Genomic DNA, 17,218 nt, shown 5'->3' with positions numbered 1-17,218 from the left:
CCGCCACAAAGGCGATTGTAAGGTTAAAGAATTCTAATACATTTAAAAAGGGCATTAAATATAAAACGAAATTTTATACTAAACAAGTGATTATTACTTCTTTTTTTTAGTTATCCACTTGTTAGTCAGTGTAGTATAATTGTAATTTAAAACAGTTGGTTGCTCTTTTAACCTTCCTTTAGCAAAGGCACGCTGCAAAATATCCTCTATTAAATAGTCCTCATGTACACTTTCTGGATGATATTCTGCCTTAATGCTAATTTTAAAAAACTTTGCAGATGTGTTGTACCAAAAGGCACGCCAACCATTTCTTAACTCCTTTACTAGTCCAAAAGCTGTATCTCCGGTTTGCCTATTTATTAGTTTTATAAGTATCTGGCCTTCTGTACGGGTTAATTTTTTTAATCTTTCTGAAAACTGATCTTCAATTTCTTTATGAACTTGCCTGGTGTACTTTCGTTTTTTTGATTTCTTTTTAATTTTTTTTAAACTATCATTTAATACAACTAGCTTTTCTGCCGCCATTTTTGCATAAGGATATACCTTTAATGTTTTTCTCCTTAATATATAGTAGCGTAATTTTTCTTCTTTGGTAGCAAATTTTAATGGAGCAAATACATACACTTCATTTAAAGTTATGGATGTATCATAAACAGAATCTCCCTCTATCTTATACAACTCAACATCTACAGAGTCTTTTACCTCCTCTACTTGTGCTGACACAGAGCCATAAATAAGAGTAAATATTATAAATGATATGTTTGCTATACTTTTCATACAATATATAGAGTTCGTATTATTAACGATAAACACGTGACGATATTATTAATTAAAAATGAATATTATTAAATTTGTATTTAAATATATATGTTTATGAGCGCAAAGAAAATTATTACTGAAAAATCTCTTGATTTTTTTGAACGATACTTAAATAATGCATCTCCTACAGGTTATGAATGGGAAGGTCAAAAAATTTGGATGGACTACCTAAAGCCTTATGTAGACACTTTTATTACGGACACCTACGGAACCGCTGTGGGCGTAATTAATCCAGATGCTAAATACAAGGTTGTTATTGAAGGACACTCTGATGAAATTTCTTGGTATGTAAATTACATATCTGACAATGGCTTACTATATGTTATAAGAAATGGTGGAAGTGACCACCAAATAGCACCATCTAAATGGGTTAACATACATACAAAAAACGGTATTGTTGAAGGTGTTTTTGGATGGCCAGCAATACATACAAGAAATAAAAGCAAAGAAGAAGCCCCTAAATTAGACAATATATGTATTGATATAGGCGCAAAAGATAAAGCTGAAGTTGAGAAAATGGGTGTACACGTAGGTTGTGTTATCACCTACCCAGACACTTTTAAAGTTTTAAACGGAAACAAATTTGTTTGTAGAGCTATAGATAATAGAGCTGGAGGCTTTATGATTGCAGAAGTTGCCAGACTATTACACGAGAACAATGCTAAATTACCCTTTGGCTTATACATTACAAACTCTGTACAAGAAGAAATTGGTTTGCGAGGCGCAGAAATGATTACACAAACTATTAAGCCTAATGTTGCAATAGTTACTGATGTTTGCCACGATACAACCACACCTATGATTGAGCAAAAAGTACAAGGATTTACCGAAATAGGCTCTGGACCTGTAATTTCTTATGCACCTGCTGTACAAAACAAACTTAGAGAGCGCATTATTGAAACTGCTGAAGCTAAAGAAATACCTTTTCAGCGTATGGCAGCATCTAGATCTACCGGTACGGACACAGATGCTTTTGCTTATAGTAATGGCGGAGTTGCCTCTGCATTGATTTCTTTACCTCTACGCTATATGCACACAACTGTAGAAACAGTACACAGAGATGACGTTGAAAACGTTATACGTTTAATATATGAAACACTTTTAAATATTAAAGAAGGAGAAACTTTTAGTTACTTTGATTAACTTTTACAAAACCCCTCGTATGAGGGGTTTTTATTTTTAATACTTTTACTACTATATGGATGAGCTTGTAGATATTTTAGATTTTAAAGGAAAAAAAACAGGCAAAACCGCTTTAAAATCTGAAGCTCATAAAAACGGTTGGTTTCACCAAACAACACATATTTGGTTTTACACTAAAAAAAAAGAAATTCTACTTCAACAACGTTCAAAAAACAAAGATATATTTCCTTTATTATGGGATGTTTCTGTTGCCGGACATATTGGAGCAGGAGAAGACATCATTAATTCTGCCTTAAGAGAAATTGAAGAAGAAATTGGAATTACCATACAAAAAACAGATTTACAAAAAATTGGATGCTTTAAATCTATCCAAAAACATACGGATTACTTAATTGACTGTGAATTTCATCATACATTTATATGTAAATTAAAAACAGATTTAAATTCACTAACAAAACAAGATAATGAAGTTGAAGACTTAGAGCTTAAACTTATTTCTGATTTTAAAATAGAATTAAGCAATATTGAAACGAAGAAACTTTATGTTCCACACAGTAAAAAGTATTACAATACCGTTTTAGCAGCAATAGAAAAAGCTTTCTAATTTTTAAACAGGTGCATTTTCTTGCGTTACCAAATGATATTATTCTTCTTTTTCTGATAAAAAGAAATGAATTAAAAAAACCGCTACACAATACTATTGTACAGCAGTTTTTTACTAAAAAGTTAATGTATAACTTATAACGAGGCTATAAATTCTGATACATTTGACAACTTATAAGTTTGCTGATCTCCTTTTTCCATATTTTTCACAACAAAATCTCCATTAAGCAACTCTTGTTCCCCTATTAAAACAACATAAGGAACATTGCGCTTATTAGCATATTTCATTTGTTTTTGCATTTTTACAGCTGAAGGATACACATCTGCTTTTACTCCGTTTTTCCGTAACTCTGTAACCAATTCTAAAGCCGCAAAAGCTTCATTATCTCCAAAATTAACACAAAGTATTTCCAATGATTTATTTATTTCTTCAGGAAAAAGATTCAATTCTTCTAGCACTAAATAAATTCTATCTAACCCAAAAGAGATACCTACACCACTAACATCTTTTAATCCAAAAATCCCTGTTAAATCATCATAACGTCCACCGCCGCCAATAGAACCCATTTTTACTCCGCTTGGTGCAGCAACCTCAAAAATAGCACCTGTATAATAATTTAACCCACGTGCCAAAGTAACATCTATAGCTAAATTAGCAGATTGTAATCCTAATTTTTCTACAGCTTTTATAATAAAAGTAAGCTCCTCTACTCCTTTTTTACCCTCTTCTGAGTCTTTAAGCAATTCTGCTAAAACTTTCAATTGTTCTGTATTAGTACCAGCCAAAGAAAATAGAGGCGTTGCTTTTTGTATTGCGTCTTCAGAAATTCCTTTTTCTAGCATTTCTTTAGTTACTCCCTCTACTCCAATTTTATCTAACTTATCTAAGGCAACAGTAAAATCTATTAAGCGCTCTTTTGCACCTATAACCTCTGCTATACCTGCAAGAATTTTACGATTGTTTAATTTAATTGTTGTCCCGGTAAGCTTTAGATTTGTAAAAGCTGCATCATACAATTGCACCAATTCTATTTCTTGCAATAAAGAATCTGAGCCAACCACATCGGCATCGCACTGAAAAAATTCTCTAAACCTACCTTTTTGTGGTCTATCTGCTCTCCAAACTGGCTGAATTTGATATCTTTTAAAAGGAAAATCAATTTCATTCTGGTGCATTACTACGTAACGTGCAAACGGCACGGTAAGATCATAACGTAATGCTTTTTCTGAGATTTTAGGCGTTAATAAACTAGAGTCTTTTTGTTGATATACTTCATCATTAACCTTATTTAAATAATCTCCGGAATTTAGAATCTTAAAAATAAGTCGGTCTCCCTCATCTCCATATTTACCCATTAAAGTTTGTGAGTTTTCAAAAGAAGGTGTTTCTATAGGTTGAAAACCAAAAGTCTGAAAATGCTTTTTTACAATGTCAAAAATATAATTTCTTTTTGCTATTTCAGACGGAGAAAAATCTCTTGTCCCTTTTGGTATTGATGGTTTTTGTGCCATAAATTTTTAAATATGATAGAATGATAACATTCTTGCTGCCTTATTTTAAGACTGTTAATTTTATAGTATTAGTTGCTGTTACAAATGTTAGCTAATTACATTATCAAACCACTTGTATAAATCTCCTTTAGTAATAACTGCTCCTTGCTTAATTAAATTAAATTTATCTAAATTTTTATCTTCTGTATAAATTTTAGACGCCGTTAAATACTCCACAAAATCTGACTGCCAGTTTTTCTTAAACCAAGCAAACCCAACACTTGTTGTTAAGTCTACATCTGGATTCATTACTTTAACAGAAAGCAATTTCATTTCTTTTTCTTCTAAATGAAACAAATGCATTTGCTGGGCAGATACATTTTCTAAATACTCAACTTTAGTTAATACACCTTCCCAAATTAAATCACTAAAAACATCTAACTCTTCTTCTGCCACATCTGGTTTTTCCTTTTTTATGGTTTCCCATTCTTCTGCAGTAATTGTTTGTGATGCTAAAAAGTTTACAAACTCTGGTTGTAACTCTTCTAGTTGTTGTTTTGTTAGTCTTGCATATTTCATTTTGCAAAAATAAAAAAAGGCTATGCATATGCATAACCTTTTAATAATTAAAATTATTTATTTTTTACTAAAAAATAAAGCGCAATCCAAATTGTGCTTGCCATCTAGACAACAAACTAGCATCATATCCATTAGTATTTGTTAAACTAGGATCAAAAGTATATGTTGGTGCTTGTGTGCGGTCTGCTTCATAAATATTAGGATCTGGGTTAGCATCTGGAAAACTAACTCCAACCGGACTAATATTATTTGGCTGACGTACAATACCCCAATCAGAACTAATTAAGTTACCAACATTAAGCACATCTATACTAAACTGTATTTTGTTATTGTTAGCAAATTTATAGTCTTGCAAAAATTTAAGATCCCAACGACCTCTCCAAGGAGCTAAAGCACCATAGCGCTCCATAAATTCTCCCCTGTTATCTTTTAAGTAATCATCTTGCTGAATATACGCTTCAAAAGCTTCTGCTTGTCCTGCACCAGAAAATTGCATTTGACTAAGCTCTGATGAAGTAGGAATATATAATAAATCGTTATTTTGACCAGAACCATCACCATTAATATCACCTGCATACGTATAGTTATATCTTGCTCCTTTAGCATACTCAAAGAAAGTAGAAATTGTTGTATTCCATTTTCCTTGTCCGTACTCAAAATTCTTAGAAAGAACACCAATAAAACGGTGTGTATCTCCATATTTAGAATGACTTAACACATCTGAGTTAGCATTACCTGCATTAGGATTAAACTCAAAAGCATCACCTGTAATTTCTGCTTCAATAGAGTTTACATCTTGCGCATTTAAATAACTATAAGCAGCCATTGCATACAAACCATTATCAAACGTTTTTTGCCCCTTTAACGAAACATTAAACACTCTACCTTTATCAGAATTTGTAAATACATATGCATTATTACCTGTATCACCAGGTAAATAAACAGGTCTACCTCCACCAGGACCAACTAACGTACCTGTTGGTTCTCTTAATCCCCAGTTTTGAACATGAGCAGCGTTTAAATCTTTAGTATAAGAAACATCTAAAGTACCAATAACACCATTTTCAAACTTTTTATCTAAACCTAAATTAGTTCTCCAAACCTGTGGAAATTTAAAATCTGGATCTACAGTTTGGTAGTAAAAAACATCTACACCTTGCACTTGGTTACCTAACCATACAAATGGCAATCTACCAGTAAATAAACCAGTACCACCACGTACTTGTAAAGAATTATCTCCTTTAGCATCCCAATTAAAACCAACTCTTGGAGAAATTAACCATTGGTTACTTGGTAATTTTTCAGAATCTATAAACACCTCTTCTCCTGCCTCTGGATTGTAGTAAGGTATACTTGGCACATATGTACCTTTTCTTGCTATATTTTCACGTATTTTATCTGCTGTATCAAAAAATAAAGGCTTATCAAAACGAACTCCGTAAGTCAATTTAAAATCCTCAGTAGCATTCCACTCATCTTGCACATAAAATGCCATTTGACCTACACTAGTTTCTGCCAAGCTCCAAGTATCATTAGCATTGTTTGCTGCATTAATACCTTCAGCATTTGTAATAGCATCAGAAATTAATCCATTATCTATTGCTGTTTGAAAATCTGCTAAACTACCAAATGCACCAAAAGCACCTACATAACCTCTATCATCAGCATAACCATATGCTCCAAGATTAAATGAGTTTTTAAAATCGAATTTCTCAAAAGAAAAACCTATAGTATACGTATGATCTCCTTTAAAGATATTTGTATTGTTTGAAAACTGAAAAACCTTTTGATCTAATGTATTATTAATTGAAAAAGGCTCATGACCTACTACAATATAGTTAGACCCATTACCATCTTGAATAGTCATTGCAGGAATTGGAGAAGATAAAGCATCTCTAAAATCATCAAAATGAGAATACCCTACTTGCAATTTATTTGTCATAGTTTCAGACAATGTAGAATTTAATTCTATCTGAAAAGACTTTAAGTTGTTATTAATTTCATAACCAGAATTCTCAAACTGTAAAGTTGTAAAATTTGGTCCTCTTTGTCTAATAGCTGTAGGGTGAGCTGGCTTTTCTTTAGAAGAATTTAAAAAGTTGTAAATAACAGCTAATCTGTTATTATCATTAATATTCCAATCTAACTTAAAGATACCTTTAGTAGACTCGCCACCATAAGTAAACCCTTCATAACGACCAGTGTCATAACCAATACCTGCTAGGGCAGACTGCACTGCCATTAAATCGCTCTCTAAAACTCTAGACTCACCAATATTACCAGAACCAGTATTAGGAATCCATCCGTTTGTACCTAAATCATCTCTTTCTTCTTTTTCAAAATTAGCAAAGAAGAATAATTTATTTTTAACAATTGGCCCACCAATACTTACACCATATTGGTTTTGCGTTAATTTAGGCTTAATTACATCTTCACCTTTAACCTTACCACCTGTTAAATCTTCATTTCTAAAAAAGCCATAAACAGTACCATGAAATTCATTAGTACCACTTTTTGTAACAGCATTAACAGAAGCTCCAGTAAAACCAGACAAAGTAACATCATAAGGAGCAGTACTTACTTGTATTTGCTCTATAGCATCTAAAGAAATTGGCTGTGAACCTGTTTGCCCACCTGGTGTTGGAGAATCTAAACCAAAAGGATTATTAAAAATTGCACCATCTAAAGAGAAATTATTAAACTGATCATTACGACCTCCAAAAGAATCGCCACTTGCTGTTGGCTCTAATCTAGTAAAATCTGAAGCTGATCTAGAAATTGTTGGTAATTTAGTAAGCTCTCTACTACCAACACTTGTTTCTGCACCTGTACGCCCACTACCAAAAGTACCACTTTGGTCTTGCACTAAAATAATTTCATCTAGCATTTGACTAGACTCAGTAAGTGTAACGTTAAAATTGAAAGTTTTCCCCAGTGTTAAGTAAACATCATTTTTAACTTGATTTTCAAAACCTACGTAAGAAACAGTAATTACATAAGGGCCACCAACCCTCATATTAAGTAGGTTATACCTACCTTCATCATTAGTTATACCACCGTATTTAGTACCCGTTGGGGTATGTACAGCAATAACATTTGCCCCCATAAGAGGTGCCGCTTGATCGTCTACCACTAAACCTTTAATGTTTGAGGTTGTTACCTGGGCATTAACCGAAAGGGAAACAAACAAAAACGATAAGCAAAAAAATAAATAGTTTTTCATATTGTTCTAAGTTAGTTATTTTTAGATACGCTAAATTTAGAACAAAAAAAAAGAGTTATGCATGCATAACTCTTTTTTCTATTAACATTATATTAACTATTTATTTAGCTTCCGCTACAACTTCAAAAGGAAATTCTACAATAACCTCTCTGTGTAATCTAATCTGAGCGTTGTAAGGCCCAGTTCTTTTAACGGCACCACCTTTAATAGAAATGTATTTTTTGTCTATTGACTGACCAGCTTTTTCTATAGCTGCAGCTAAATCTATATTAGATATAGATCCAAACAATTTAGTTCCAACACCAACTTTAGCAGGTATTTTAATTTCTAATTGCTTTAATGCTTCTGCAGTTTTGTTAGCTTCATCAACAATTTTCTTCTCTTTATGAGCTCTTTGCTTTAAGTTCTCTGCTAAAACCTTCTTTGCAGACGGTGTAGCAAGAGCAGCTAATCCTTGAGGAATAAGAAAGTTTCTTCCGTAGCCGTTTTTTACCTCTACTACGTCATCCTTAAAACCTAAATTCTGTACGTCTTGTTTTAATATAAGTTCCATTGTTTAGCTTTTTTTATTTTAATAAATCGCCAACATATGGCATTAATGCTAAATGACGTGCTCTTTTTACAGCAACAGCCACTTTTCTTTGATACTTTAATGAAGTTCCAGTAAGTCTTCTTGGAAGTAATTTACCTTGCTCATTAACTAACTTAATTAAGAAATCTGGATCTTTATAATCTACATACTTAATACCTGATTTTTTAAATCTACAGTATTTTTTCTGTTTGTTAGTCTCAATGTTTAACGGAGTTAAATATCTAATTTCTCCGTCTTTTTTTCCTTTTGCTTGTTGTTCAATAGCTGACATAATCCTTAAGCTTTAGTTTTTAATTTTGTTCTTCTTCTCTCTGCCCAAGAAATAGCGTGCTTGTCTAGCTTTACAGTTAAGAAACGCATAACACGTTCATCTCTTCTAAATTCTAGCTCATAGCCATTAATTACATCGCCAGGTGCAGTAAATTCAAACAAATGGTAAAAACCACTTTTTTTGTGTTGAATAGGATAGGCCAATTTTTTAAGTCCCCAATTTTCTTTGGCAACCATTTTGGAACCTTTTTTAATTAAGAAATCCTCAAATTTCTTAACTGTTTCCTCTATCTGTACATCAGATAGAACGGGATTCAGAATGAAAACAGTTTCGTAATGATTCATATTATATATATTTTTTTCAGTCCGCAAAAGTAATTATTTTTTTCTATTCTCACAAGAAAACACTAAAATCTTCGTTATACATTAAAATAGTTATTAACAAACCCCAAATATCTAACCAAAGCTAAATGCAATCCATAACTCGTTTAATGCTAATTACACAACAGATTAGTGCATGTTCACATCTTTTCTTGCAATTCATCTGACATTTTTAGTACTTTAGCCGAGATTTAACCCCACAAATCAACTTATTTATGAAACTAAGATGTATAATTGTAGATGATTCTTCTATGCAGCGTATGGCCGTTGCAAAGTTGGTTAACAATCATCCAAACCTAGCAATGGTTGCTGAGTACAGCAATGCTATTGAAGCCAAGAACGGACTTAAGAACAACGAAGTTGATCTTATTTTCCTAGACGTAGAAATGCCAATCATTAACGGATTTGACTTATTAGAGTCTTTAGAAAATCCGCCACAAGTTATACTTATAACTGGAAAACCTGATTACGCATTAAAAGCCTTTGATTATGACGTAACAGATTACTTACACAAACCAATTACAATGAGTAGGTTTGATGCCTCTGTAAAAAGAGCCGTAGGTAAATATGAGCAAATGCACAGAGTACAGGAAGACGAAGAACATATATTTGTAAAAAGCAACCTTAAAAAACGTAAGGTTATTTTAAATGATATTAAATGGATAGAAGCCTTAGGCGATTATATTAAACTTGTTACAGACGAGGCTAATATTGTAATTTTATCTACAATGAAATCTTTTGAAAAACAATTGCCAGAAGATAAGTTTTTAAGAATACACAAATCTTATATTGTAAACTTAGAAAAGGTTGAAAAATTTAATAGTAAAAATGTAGAAGTTGATGGAAGACAAATACCTTTAAGTAGAAATAAAAAGACCGAGCTTGCTGAAGCATTAAGTAACGTCTAACAATTATACACCAAATAAAAAAAGCTGACTAACGTCAGCTTTTTTTATGCTTATTTTTTAAATATAATCTACATTATAAATTACTCTTACCCCCTTAAATTGCCCAATTGAATTAAATGATTTTTCAATTTTTTTAATGTAATCTTTTGTTTTACCTAAGGGTTGGTCTTTCTTTATTTTTAAAACCACATTTTTTAAATACTGATTTCTTATTCTTGCCACAGCAGGAAACTCAGGACCCAACACATCATCTTTAAAAGAAACTCGTAAAGATTTAGCAAACCAAGCAGAGGCATCTTCTACCTTACCATAATCTCTATGCTTAAATGTTATTTTTAAAATTCTGTGTAAAGGCGGATACTTAAATAACCTACGTTCATTAATTTGGTCTGTATACATTGCCTCATAATCATTTGTAGATACCTGCTGTAAAATTTGGTGATATGGATTATATGTTTGTATTAAAACTTTTCCTCTCTTTTGTGCCCTACCTGCTCTACCAGATACTTGCGCTAAAAGTTGGTAACTGCGTTCATGCGCTCTAAAATCTGGAAAATTTAATAAGTTGTCTGCATTCATAATACCTACCAAACTCACATTACCAAAATCCAAACCTTTGGTAAGCATTTGTGTACCTACTAAAACATCTAACTCGTGTTTTTCAAAAGAAGTAATTATTTTCTCGTACGCATGTTTACCTCTAGTGGTATCTAAATCCATACGGCCAATTCTAAGGTTTGGCATTAGCTCTTGCAGTTCTTGCTCTACTTGTTCAGTACCAAAACCTTTGGTGTTTAAGGTTGACATGCCACAAGCCAAACAACTTTTTTGCAAAGCCATGTGGTAACTACAATAATGGCAACGCATTTGCTTTTTGTATTGATGGTAGGTTAAACTAACATCACAATTAGGACATTGGGGAGAGTGCCCACAAGTTGTGCACTCTACAATTGGCGCATACCCTCTACGATTTTGAAACAATATTACTTGTTCTCCCTCTTGTACTGCTTCTGTAATACCAAGTAATAACCGTTCTGAAAAATGACCTTTCATACGTTTTTTACGAGTTAGCTCTTTTATATCTACTAACTCTACCTCTGGCATTAGTACATTGCCATACCTACGCGTTATTTGTGCATAACCATATTTTTGCTGCTTAACATTGTAGTACGTTTCTATGCTTGGCGTTGCAGAACCTAAAAGAATATTACAATTACTAAAGCTTGCTAAAACAATTGCACTGTCTCTTGCGTGGTATCTTGGTGCCGGATCATACTGCTTAAAAGACGCCTCATGCTCTTCATCTACAATTATTAACCCTAGGTTAGAAAATGGTAAAAACAACGCTGACCTAGCTCCTATTACAATTTGAGCCTTAGACTTGTTAGCTAAAACATTATTCCAAACCTCAACTCTTTCATTTACGGTATATTTTGAATGAAAAACAGCTACATATTCTCCAAAATAATTTTGGAGCCTAGCTATTAATTGTGTGGTTAAAGCAATTTCTGGTAACAAATACAACGCTTGTTTTCCCTCTGCTAAACACTCTGCAATAAGCTGTACATAAACCTCAGTTTTTCCTGAAGAGGTTACACCGTGTAGCAAGGTTACTTTATTTTCTTTAAAACTTGCTTTTATTTCTTGTATAGCTTCTGTTTGGTACTGGTTAAGCTCTTTTAATTGTTTTGTTTTTTTTGTAGCATCAAAAACAACTCTGTCTGTTCGTACATAAAACTCCTCTAAAATATCTTTATCTACAAGTGTTTTAATTATAGATGCAGAGGATTTACTTTTTTTTTCTAACTCTTTTACTGTTATTTTTTTTTGATTTGTTCCTTGTAACTGAAACAGTGATAAAATAACATTACTTTGTTTTGGTGCTCTAGAAAGCGAATCTAGCAAAGCACTTAACTCTTCTTCTGTCTGGTATTTTTCTCCTAACTTTACATACCTTACTAACTTTGGCTTGTATTGTTGGTAAACTTCTTCCTTAGTTAAAATTACATTTTTATCTAACAGACGTTTTAAAATAGGTAGCACGTTTTTTTTATCTACTATGGCCGCAATTTCTTGCACCTTTAACATAGACTGGCGTTCTAATGCTTCAAACACTAAAAACTCTTCATCTGTTAGTGTATTTTCATCTACAGTGGCCTCAGAATTTTTAAGAATTAACGTTTCACTTTCTAATAAAAACGCACCAGGTACTGCACTTCTAAACACCTCGCCTACAGAACACATATAATATTTTGCAACCCAAGACCAATGCTTAATTTGCAACTCTGTAACTATAGGTTCATCATCTAATATTTGATGAATATCTTTTGCGTCGTATAAAGTAGGAGCTGTTGTATGTATTTCTGCAACTAGTGCTGTATGTATTTTAGATTTGCCAAAGGGTACCGCTACGCGCATACCCACTTTTAAAAAATTGGCTTCTGCCCTTGTTACACTATACGTAAATAGTTTCTCTAAGGGAATTGGTAATATTACATTTATAAAATGCTGCATAAAGTATGTTACTCCTTAACACGTATCCAAGTTTGAGTTCTGTATATAAATGCTAAGTAACCACGAACTTTTAGTTTGTCTGAGTCATCTGGATCTAACCAAATTTTACACCTAAAAGTCATTGCTTGTTCTGGGTCAAAAAGATGCTTTCCTTTATATTCATTCTTGTCTGTTTTTTCTGCGTCTTTAATAATATGCAAACCTAAAATAGGTGCATTTTTTAAATCACCTTCACACTTTTCACAAACAGCATCTCTGCGCTTTGGGTCAACAATTTTTACTATTTTCCCATACATTTTTCCGTTTTTCTCGTAAACATTAATTATCGCTTTTTCTTTTCCGTTTCTATCATCAATGGTTTTCCATTTTCCAAAAACAGATTGAGCTACACTAATGTGAGCTACAAAAAAAAGGATTGCAATGGTAAACAGTGTTTTATTCTTCTTCATTTTTTATAATTTTTTTCTTTAATGAATTTAATGTTGCGTTTAGCTCAAACCCTAGCAAAAGGATGTTAGCATTTAACCAAATATAAACCATCAAAATTAATAATCCTCCTAAAGCCCCATACAATTCATTATACCTTGCAAATTTATCTACGTAAACTCCAAACAGGTAAGAGGTTAGCACAAATAAAATTGTAGTCATTAATGAACCCGATGAAAAGAACTTTGTTTTTTTACCTTCTGCTGTACCAAAATAATATAAAATTGAGATGGATAAGTATGATAAAAATGTAAAGTAAACGACTTTAGCAATCTCGGTTGTCCATATATCTGTTTCTTCAAGACCTGTGCCAAAATAAACTTGGGTGGTGTCTGATATGTTTTCTATTACATAAATCTCAAAATACATATAAACTATAGCACTAACTATTATTAGTATAGACAGTAGTAAACCTACCATTAAAGCATACAAATATTGTCTTAAAAAATGACGATTTAAACTTACGTGGTACGAGTTTTCAAACCCACTAAAAATAGCATTTACACCATTAGCTATTAAAAATATAGACAAAACAAATGTAGATGATAGTAAACCACCTCGTTTCTGGCTCATTATTTCATCGTAAATCTGATCAAAAAAATAGTCGTTTATAGCATTTGGCAATACATACTCTAAATACGCAATAAACTCTGTATTTAAATTGGTGTCTGGATTACCAGAATCTACATAAGGTATTAAAAACGGTATTAGTGTTACCAAAAATATTAATAACGGAAACAATGCCATAAACAAGCTAAAGGCAATGGCACTGGCACGTGTAGATAAGGTTCCTTTTAGTATTCCGTTAAGGTAAAGCTCTAATAAATCATATAAAGACAAACCTACGAAGGCAGGTAAAGTCACTTTTTTTAATAGTGCTACTATCCAGTTTATTACTGGTATTTTTGCTAGTTTTTCTTCAATTTCTACCGACATTAAACTGCTTTAAGACTTAAATCCATATTATAAACAGAGTGTGTAAGTGCGCCAGAAGAAATGTAATTTACACCGCATTCTGCATATTCTCTAATAGTATCTTCATTAATACCACCACTAGATTCTGTTAAACATTTGTCTCCAATTAACGCAACAGCAGTTCTTGTGTCTTTATAATTAAAGTTGTCTATAAGAATACGGTACACACCATCTGTCTTTAAAATTTCTTTAATTTCATCAAGGTTTCTAGCTTCAACTATAATTTTTAAGTCTCTACCTGTTTCTTTTAAGTATTCTTTAGTTTTTTCAATAGCTTTAGTTACACCACCTGCAAAATCTATATGGTTATCTTTTAACATAATCATATCATACAAAGCAAACCTGTGGTTTTCTCCACCTCCTATTTTTACAGCCCATTTTTCTGCTGCACGTAAACCAGGTGTAGTTTTACGCGTGTCTAATATTTTAGTATTTGTACCCTCTAATAATTTCACAAAAAAGTTGGTTTTAGTAGCAATAGCACTCATACGTTGCATAGCATTTAACACCAAGCGTTCTGCTTTTAAAATACTTTGTGAGCTACCAGTTACGTAAAAAACAATATCTCCGTGCTTTACAGTTTCACCATCATTAATAAGTGTTTCTACCTGCAAATTTTTATCTACATAGGCAAAAACTTGTTTAGCAAATTCTACACCTGCAATAATACCATTGTCTTTAACTAATAATTTTGCTTTACCAGTTGCTGTTGCAGGTATACAAGCCAAAGAACTATGGTCACCATCACCAACATCTTCGCGTATTGCATTGCTTATAATTAGGTCTATTTCTTTCTGAAACTGCTCTTCTGAAATCATTAATTTGTTTTTGTTTTGTGCTAATTTACTAAATTGTTTTATTAAACTTTAACTGTTTTTTTGATTATCTACATAATGCAGTTGTTATCTAATAATTTTTAAAAATTGACAGTATATTTGTGGTATGACTATTAAGCTACTAGCCATTGGCAAAACCGATAATAAAAACTTACAAGCACTAATTGCTGAGTATGAAAAGCGATTAGGACATTATATTAAGTTTAATTTAGACATTATACCAGATATAAAAAATGTAAAAAACCTGTCTGAAGCACAACAGAAAGAAAAGGAAGGCGAGCTTATTTTAAAAAAATTGAGTACTACTGACGTGCTTATACTTTTAGATGAAAACGGAAAACAATTTAACTCTTTAGATTTTTCTGATTACTTACAAAAGAAAATGAATGCAGGTATTAAACAATTGGTTTTTGTTATTGGAGGTCCTTATGGCTTTAGTGATACAATTTACGCTACTGCTAAAGGAAAAATTAGTCTTTCTAAAATGACATTTTCTCACCAAATGGTACGTTTGTTTGTGGTTGAGCAAATTTATAGAGGGTTTACTATTCTACGTAACGAGCCTTATCATCATAGGTAAAGTTTCTTATTACTAAAAACTCAACAAAACCAGTATACTGAAGGTTTATTCCTACTCTTTAACTTAATTTTAACACTTAAAAAAATATAATATTAGTTAAAATTATATAGTTTTATTACGAAAAAAATAAGAATTTTCGCGATAAAAAATATGAACAACTACCTAACTACTACTCAAAAAATATTAGATTTATTACAGATTAAGTCTACTAAAAAATTTATATCGGAAAGCTTAGAGTCTCACCCAGACTATCCTAGCCTATTATCTATAACAGATACCTTAGATAAATATAACATAGAAACATTAGGCATTAAAATAAAAGAAGAAAGATTAGAAGAAGTTCCATTGCCTTGTATTGCTCAAGTTGAAGTAAATAACACTCCTCTCTTTTATGCTATTACAGAAATTGACTCCAATACAATAACGTACTTTGATGAGAACAATAAAATTGCAAATGAATCTAAAGACAGTTTTCTAAAAAAATGGACTGGAATATGTCTATTGGTTGAAAAAACAGAACAATCTAAAGAACCTAACATAGAACAAACTCTTGCCAAGAAAAAAACACTCACATTGTTTGCTACAATTATAGGTCTACTTCTAAGCTTATGGCTAGTTTTTAGTTTTTTACAAACTGCAAGCGGTAGCGCTAGTTCTAATGTCTTAATGATACTATACACATCACTTAAAATGATAGGTTTAGCTACAGCTGTCTTTTTATTATGGTTCGAGGTAGACAAATATAACCCAACGCTACAAAACTTTTGCTCTGGCGGAAAAAAAGTAAGCTGTGACCAAGTACTAAATTCCAAACACGCATACATACTTAATGGTACAGTTAGCATAAGTGCTGTTACATTTGGCTATTTCTTTGCCTCTATTACACTACTTGTAACTAGTGGTTTTTCTTCTAGTGCTCTAGCCTTATTAAACATACTAAGTGTTTTAGCCATACCCGCTATTATTTACTCTTTATATACACAAGCTGTTGTAATAAAAAAATGGTGTAAATTTTGTATCGTAATCCTAACTGTATTAGCAGTAGAAAACCTCCTTACATTTTTTACAGGTGGTTTAAGCCTAAGTATTAATATACCAGACACTCTATTGTTTTTTGCGCTATTGATAACTCCTATTCCTCTTTGGACACTATTAAAACCTAGACTAGAAAAAGGAAAAGAAACAACTATGCTTAAACGTAGCTTGCAAAAAATAAAAAATAACAAAACAGTTTTTGAAAGTCTCCACGCTAAGTCAGATAAAATAAAGACTAACCCAGAGGGCTTGGGTCTATTATTAAAAAGTGAAAACCCTAAGTACCATATTATTAAAGTATGCAACCCCTATTGTGGTCCTTGTGCCAGTGCCCACCCTATTTTAGACGAGTTATACCACAAAGGTATTATAGACTTGCAAATACTATTTACAGCATCAGCAGATGAAACAGACCGTAAATATGCCCCAGTAAACCATTTATTAGCTATAGATACAGTAAATAGTACAGATACAGCTAAAGCTCTTGATGACTGGTATATGGCAGACATAAAAGATTATGAAAATTTTGCCAATAAATACCCTTTAAACGGAGAATTAAAAGAACAAAAACATAAAATACAAAAAATGAATGACTGGTGTAAAGCAGAAAACATTATGTATACACCAACCATATACGTAAATGGGTATAAGTTAACCAATGAGTACACTATAGAAGACCTAAAAGAGGTATTACAATAATATAAAATATTCTTTCGCGAAGAGTGGACACAAGCCTTGGGTGTCTTTAATAGACCAAGGAGATAAGTTAATTTTAAATATTTT

Annotated in this window: 16 protein-coding genes; 5 read left to right on the top strand and 11 right to left on the bottom strand. The window is 32.2% G+C overall.

Going from position 1 to position 17,218, the window contains the following annotated elements; genetic code table 11:
- Positions 1–93: 93 nt before the first annotated feature.
- A complete protein-coding gene (locus KLA_RS13320; RefSeq protein ID WP_034646360.1) occupies positions 94–777 on the bottom strand; it encodes a DUF4294 domain-containing protein in 684 nt (227 codons plus the stop codon).
- 96 nt (positions 778–873) lie between these two features.
- Here KLA_RS13320 and KLA_RS13315 point away from each other — a divergent pair, with 96 nt between their 5' ends.
- Together KLA_RS13315 and KLA_RS13310 are read left to right on the top strand one after the other, a co-directional pair.
- Positions 874–1,962 (top strand): M42 family metallopeptidase, encoded by a 1,089-nt coding sequence (locus tag KLA_RS13315; RefSeq protein WP_034646365.1) that lies wholly within the window; start codon positions 874–876, stop codon positions 1,960–1,962.
- Positions 1,963–2,017: 55 nt separating this feature from the next.
- Complete coding sequence (locus KLA_RS13310) at positions 2,018–2,566, top strand: NUDIX hydrolase (protein ID WP_034646359.1); 549 nt, start codon at positions 2,018–2,020, stop codon at positions 2,564–2,566.
- A gap of 134 nt (positions 2,567–2,700) precedes the next feature.
- Here the strand turns inward: KLA_RS13310 and hisS are convergent, their stop codons facing one another.
- From hisS to rpsF, 6 genes are all read right to left on the bottom strand, one after another.
- Positions 2,701–4,077: a histidine--tRNA ligase gene (hisS, locus tag KLA_RS13305; protein WP_034646358.1), complete on the bottom strand. Its 1,377-nt coding sequence runs from the start codon at positions 4,075–4,077 to the stop codon at positions 2,701–2,703.
- Positions 4,078–4,164: 87 nt separating this feature from the next.
- Complete coding sequence (locus KLA_RS13300; protein WP_013619890.1) at positions 4,165–4,635, bottom strand: DUF6495 family protein; 471 nt, start codon at positions 4,633–4,635, stop codon at positions 4,165–4,167.
- 67 nt (positions 4,636–4,702) lie between these two features.
- Positions 4,703–7,858 carry a carboxypeptidase regulatory-like domain-containing protein gene (locus KLA_RS13295; protein ID WP_034646357.1) on the bottom strand — a complete coding sequence of 1,052 codons (3,156 nt, stop codon included), beginning with the start codon at positions 7,856–7,858 and terminating at the stop codon, positions 4,703–4,705.
- A 100-nt stretch (positions 7,859–7,958) separates the two neighbouring features.
- Positions 7,959–8,411, bottom strand: coding sequence for a 50S ribosomal protein L9 (gene rplI / locus KLA_RS13290; RefSeq protein ID WP_013619892.1), 453 nt, complete (start codon positions 8,409–8,411; stop codon positions 7,959–7,961).
- 13 nt (positions 8,412–8,424) lie between these two features.
- A complete protein-coding gene (rpsR, locus tag KLA_RS13285) occupies positions 8,425–8,724 on the bottom strand; it encodes a 30S ribosomal protein S18 (protein ID WP_170854752.1) in 300 nt (99 codons plus the stop codon).
- Positions 8,725–8,726: 2 nt separating this feature from the next.
- Entirely contained in the window at positions 8,727–9,065 is a 339-nt protein-coding gene (rpsF, locus tag KLA_RS13280) for a 30S ribosomal protein S6 (protein ID WP_013619894.1), read from the bottom strand.
- 251 nt (positions 9,066–9,316) lie between these two features.
- Here rpsF and KLA_RS13275 point away from each other — a divergent pair, with 251 nt between their 5' ends.
- Positions 9,317–10,009 (top strand): LytR/AlgR family response regulator transcription factor, encoded by a 693-nt coding sequence (locus KLA_RS13275; protein WP_034646356.1) that lies wholly within the window; start codon positions 9,317–9,319, stop codon positions 10,007–10,009.
- Positions 10,010–10,066: 57 nt separating this feature from the next.
- Here the strand turns inward: KLA_RS13275 and priA are convergent, their stop codons facing one another.
- The 4 genes from priA to nadC are packed head-to-tail and all read right to left on the bottom strand — an operon-like array spanning position 10,067 to position 14,802.
- Positions 10,067–12,523: a primosomal protein N' gene (priA, locus tag KLA_RS13270; protein WP_034646355.1), complete on the bottom strand. Its 2,457-nt coding sequence runs from the start codon at positions 12,521–12,523 to the stop codon at positions 10,067–10,069.
- 8 nt (positions 12,524–12,531) lie between these two features.
- On the bottom strand, positions 12,532–12,972 hold the full coding sequence (locus KLA_RS13265; RefSeq protein ID WP_013619897.1) for a DUF2147 domain-containing protein: 441 nt from the start codon (positions 12,970–12,972) through the stop codon (positions 12,532–12,534).
- On the bottom strand, positions 12,959–13,945 hold the full coding sequence (locus KLA_RS13260) for a YihY/virulence factor BrkB family protein (RefSeq protein ID WP_013619898.1): 987 nt from the start codon (positions 13,943–13,945) through the stop codon (positions 12,959–12,961). Before KLA_RS13260 ends, KLA_RS13265 begins: the two co-directional genes overlap by 14 nt.
- Positions 13,945–14,802, bottom strand: a complete 858-nt coding sequence (gene nadC / locus KLA_RS13255) for a carboxylating nicotinate-nucleotide diphosphorylase (RefSeq protein WP_034646354.1) — start codon at positions 14,800–14,802, stop codon at positions 13,945–13,947. Before nadC ends, KLA_RS13260 begins: the two co-directional genes overlap by 1 nt.
- Positions 14,803–14,926: 124 nt before the next feature.
- Here nadC and rlmH point away from each other — a divergent pair, with 124 nt between their 5' ends.
- Both rlmH and KLA_RS13245 read left to right on the top strand, forming a co-directional pair.
- Positions 14,927–15,400 carry a 23S rRNA (pseudouridine(1915)-N(3))-methyltransferase RlmH gene (gene rlmH, locus KLA_RS13250; protein ID WP_034646353.1) on the top strand — a complete coding sequence of 158 codons (474 nt, stop codon included), beginning with the start codon at positions 14,927–14,929 and terminating at the stop codon, positions 15,398–15,400.
- A 150-nt stretch (positions 15,401–15,550) separates the two neighbouring features.
- Positions 15,551–17,134, top strand: a complete 1,584-nt coding sequence (locus tag KLA_RS13245; RefSeq protein WP_034646351.1) for a vitamin K epoxide reductase family protein — start codon at positions 15,551–15,553, stop codon at positions 17,132–17,134.
- Positions 17,135–17,218 lie beyond the last annotated feature (84 nt).

This window comes from Cellulophaga geojensis KL-A (assembly GCF_000568425.1).
Taxonomy (GTDB): domain Bacteria; phylum Bacteroidota; class Bacteroidia; order Flavobacteriales; family Flavobacteriaceae; genus Cellulophaga; species Cellulophaga lytica.
This window is presented reverse-complemented; position numbering and strand designations above follow the sequence as displayed.

Bases quoted from the DNA above. Each gene is read 5' to 3' on its own strand.
- rplI (WP_013619892.1), bottom strand. From the start codon at position 8,411: ATGGAACTTATATTAAAACAAGACGTACAGAATTTAGGTTTTAAGGAT.
- priA (WP_034646355.1), bottom strand. From the start codon at position 12,523: ATGCAGCATTTTATAAATGTAATATTACCAATTCCCTTAGAGAAACTA.
- hisS (WP_034646358.1), bottom strand. From the start codon at position 4,077: ATGGCACAAAAACCATCAATACCAAAAGGGACAAGAGATTTTTCTCCG.
- KLA_RS13315 (WP_034646365.1), top strand. From the start codon at position 874: ATGAGCGCAAAGAAAATTATTACTGAAAAATCTCTTGATTTTTTTGAA.
- nadC (WP_034646354.1), bottom strand. From the start codon at position 14,802: ATGATTTCAGAAGAGCAGTTTCAGAAAGAAATAGACCTAATTATAAGC.
- KLA_RS13245 (WP_034646351.1), top strand. From the start codon at position 15,551: ATGAACAACTACCTAACTACTACTCAAAAAATATTAGATTTATTACAG.
- rlmH (WP_034646353.1), top strand. From the start codon at position 14,927: ATGACTATTAAGCTACTAGCCATTGGCAAAACCGATAATAAAAACTTA.
- KLA_RS13265 (WP_013619897.1), bottom strand. From the start codon at position 12,972: ATGAAGAAGAATAAAACACTGTTTACCATTGCAATCCTTTTTTTTGTA.
- KLA_RS13320 (WP_034646360.1), bottom strand. From the start codon at position 777: ATGAAAAGTATAGCAAACATATCATTTATAATATTTACTCTTATTTAT.
- KLA_RS13310 (WP_034646359.1), top strand. From the start codon at position 2,018: ATGGATGAGCTTGTAGATATTTTAGATTTTAAAGGAAAAAAAACAGGC.
- rpsF (WP_013619894.1), bottom strand. From the start codon at position 9,065: ATGAATCATTACGAAACTGTTTTCATTCTGAATCCCGTTCTATCTGAT.
- KLA_RS13275 (WP_034646356.1), top strand. From the start codon at position 9,317: ATGAAACTAAGATGTATAATTGTAGATGATTCTTCTATGCAGCGTATG.
- KLA_RS13260 (WP_013619898.1), bottom strand. From the start codon at position 13,945: ATGTCGGTAGAAATTGAAGAAAAACTAGCAAAAATACCAGTAATAAAC.
- KLA_RS13300 (WP_013619890.1), bottom strand. From the start codon at position 4,635: ATGAAATATGCAAGACTAACAAAACAACAACTAGAAGAGTTACAACCA.
- KLA_RS13295 (WP_034646357.1), bottom strand. From the start codon at position 7,858: ATGAAAAACTATTTATTTTTTTGCTTATCGTTTTTGTTTGTTTCCCTT.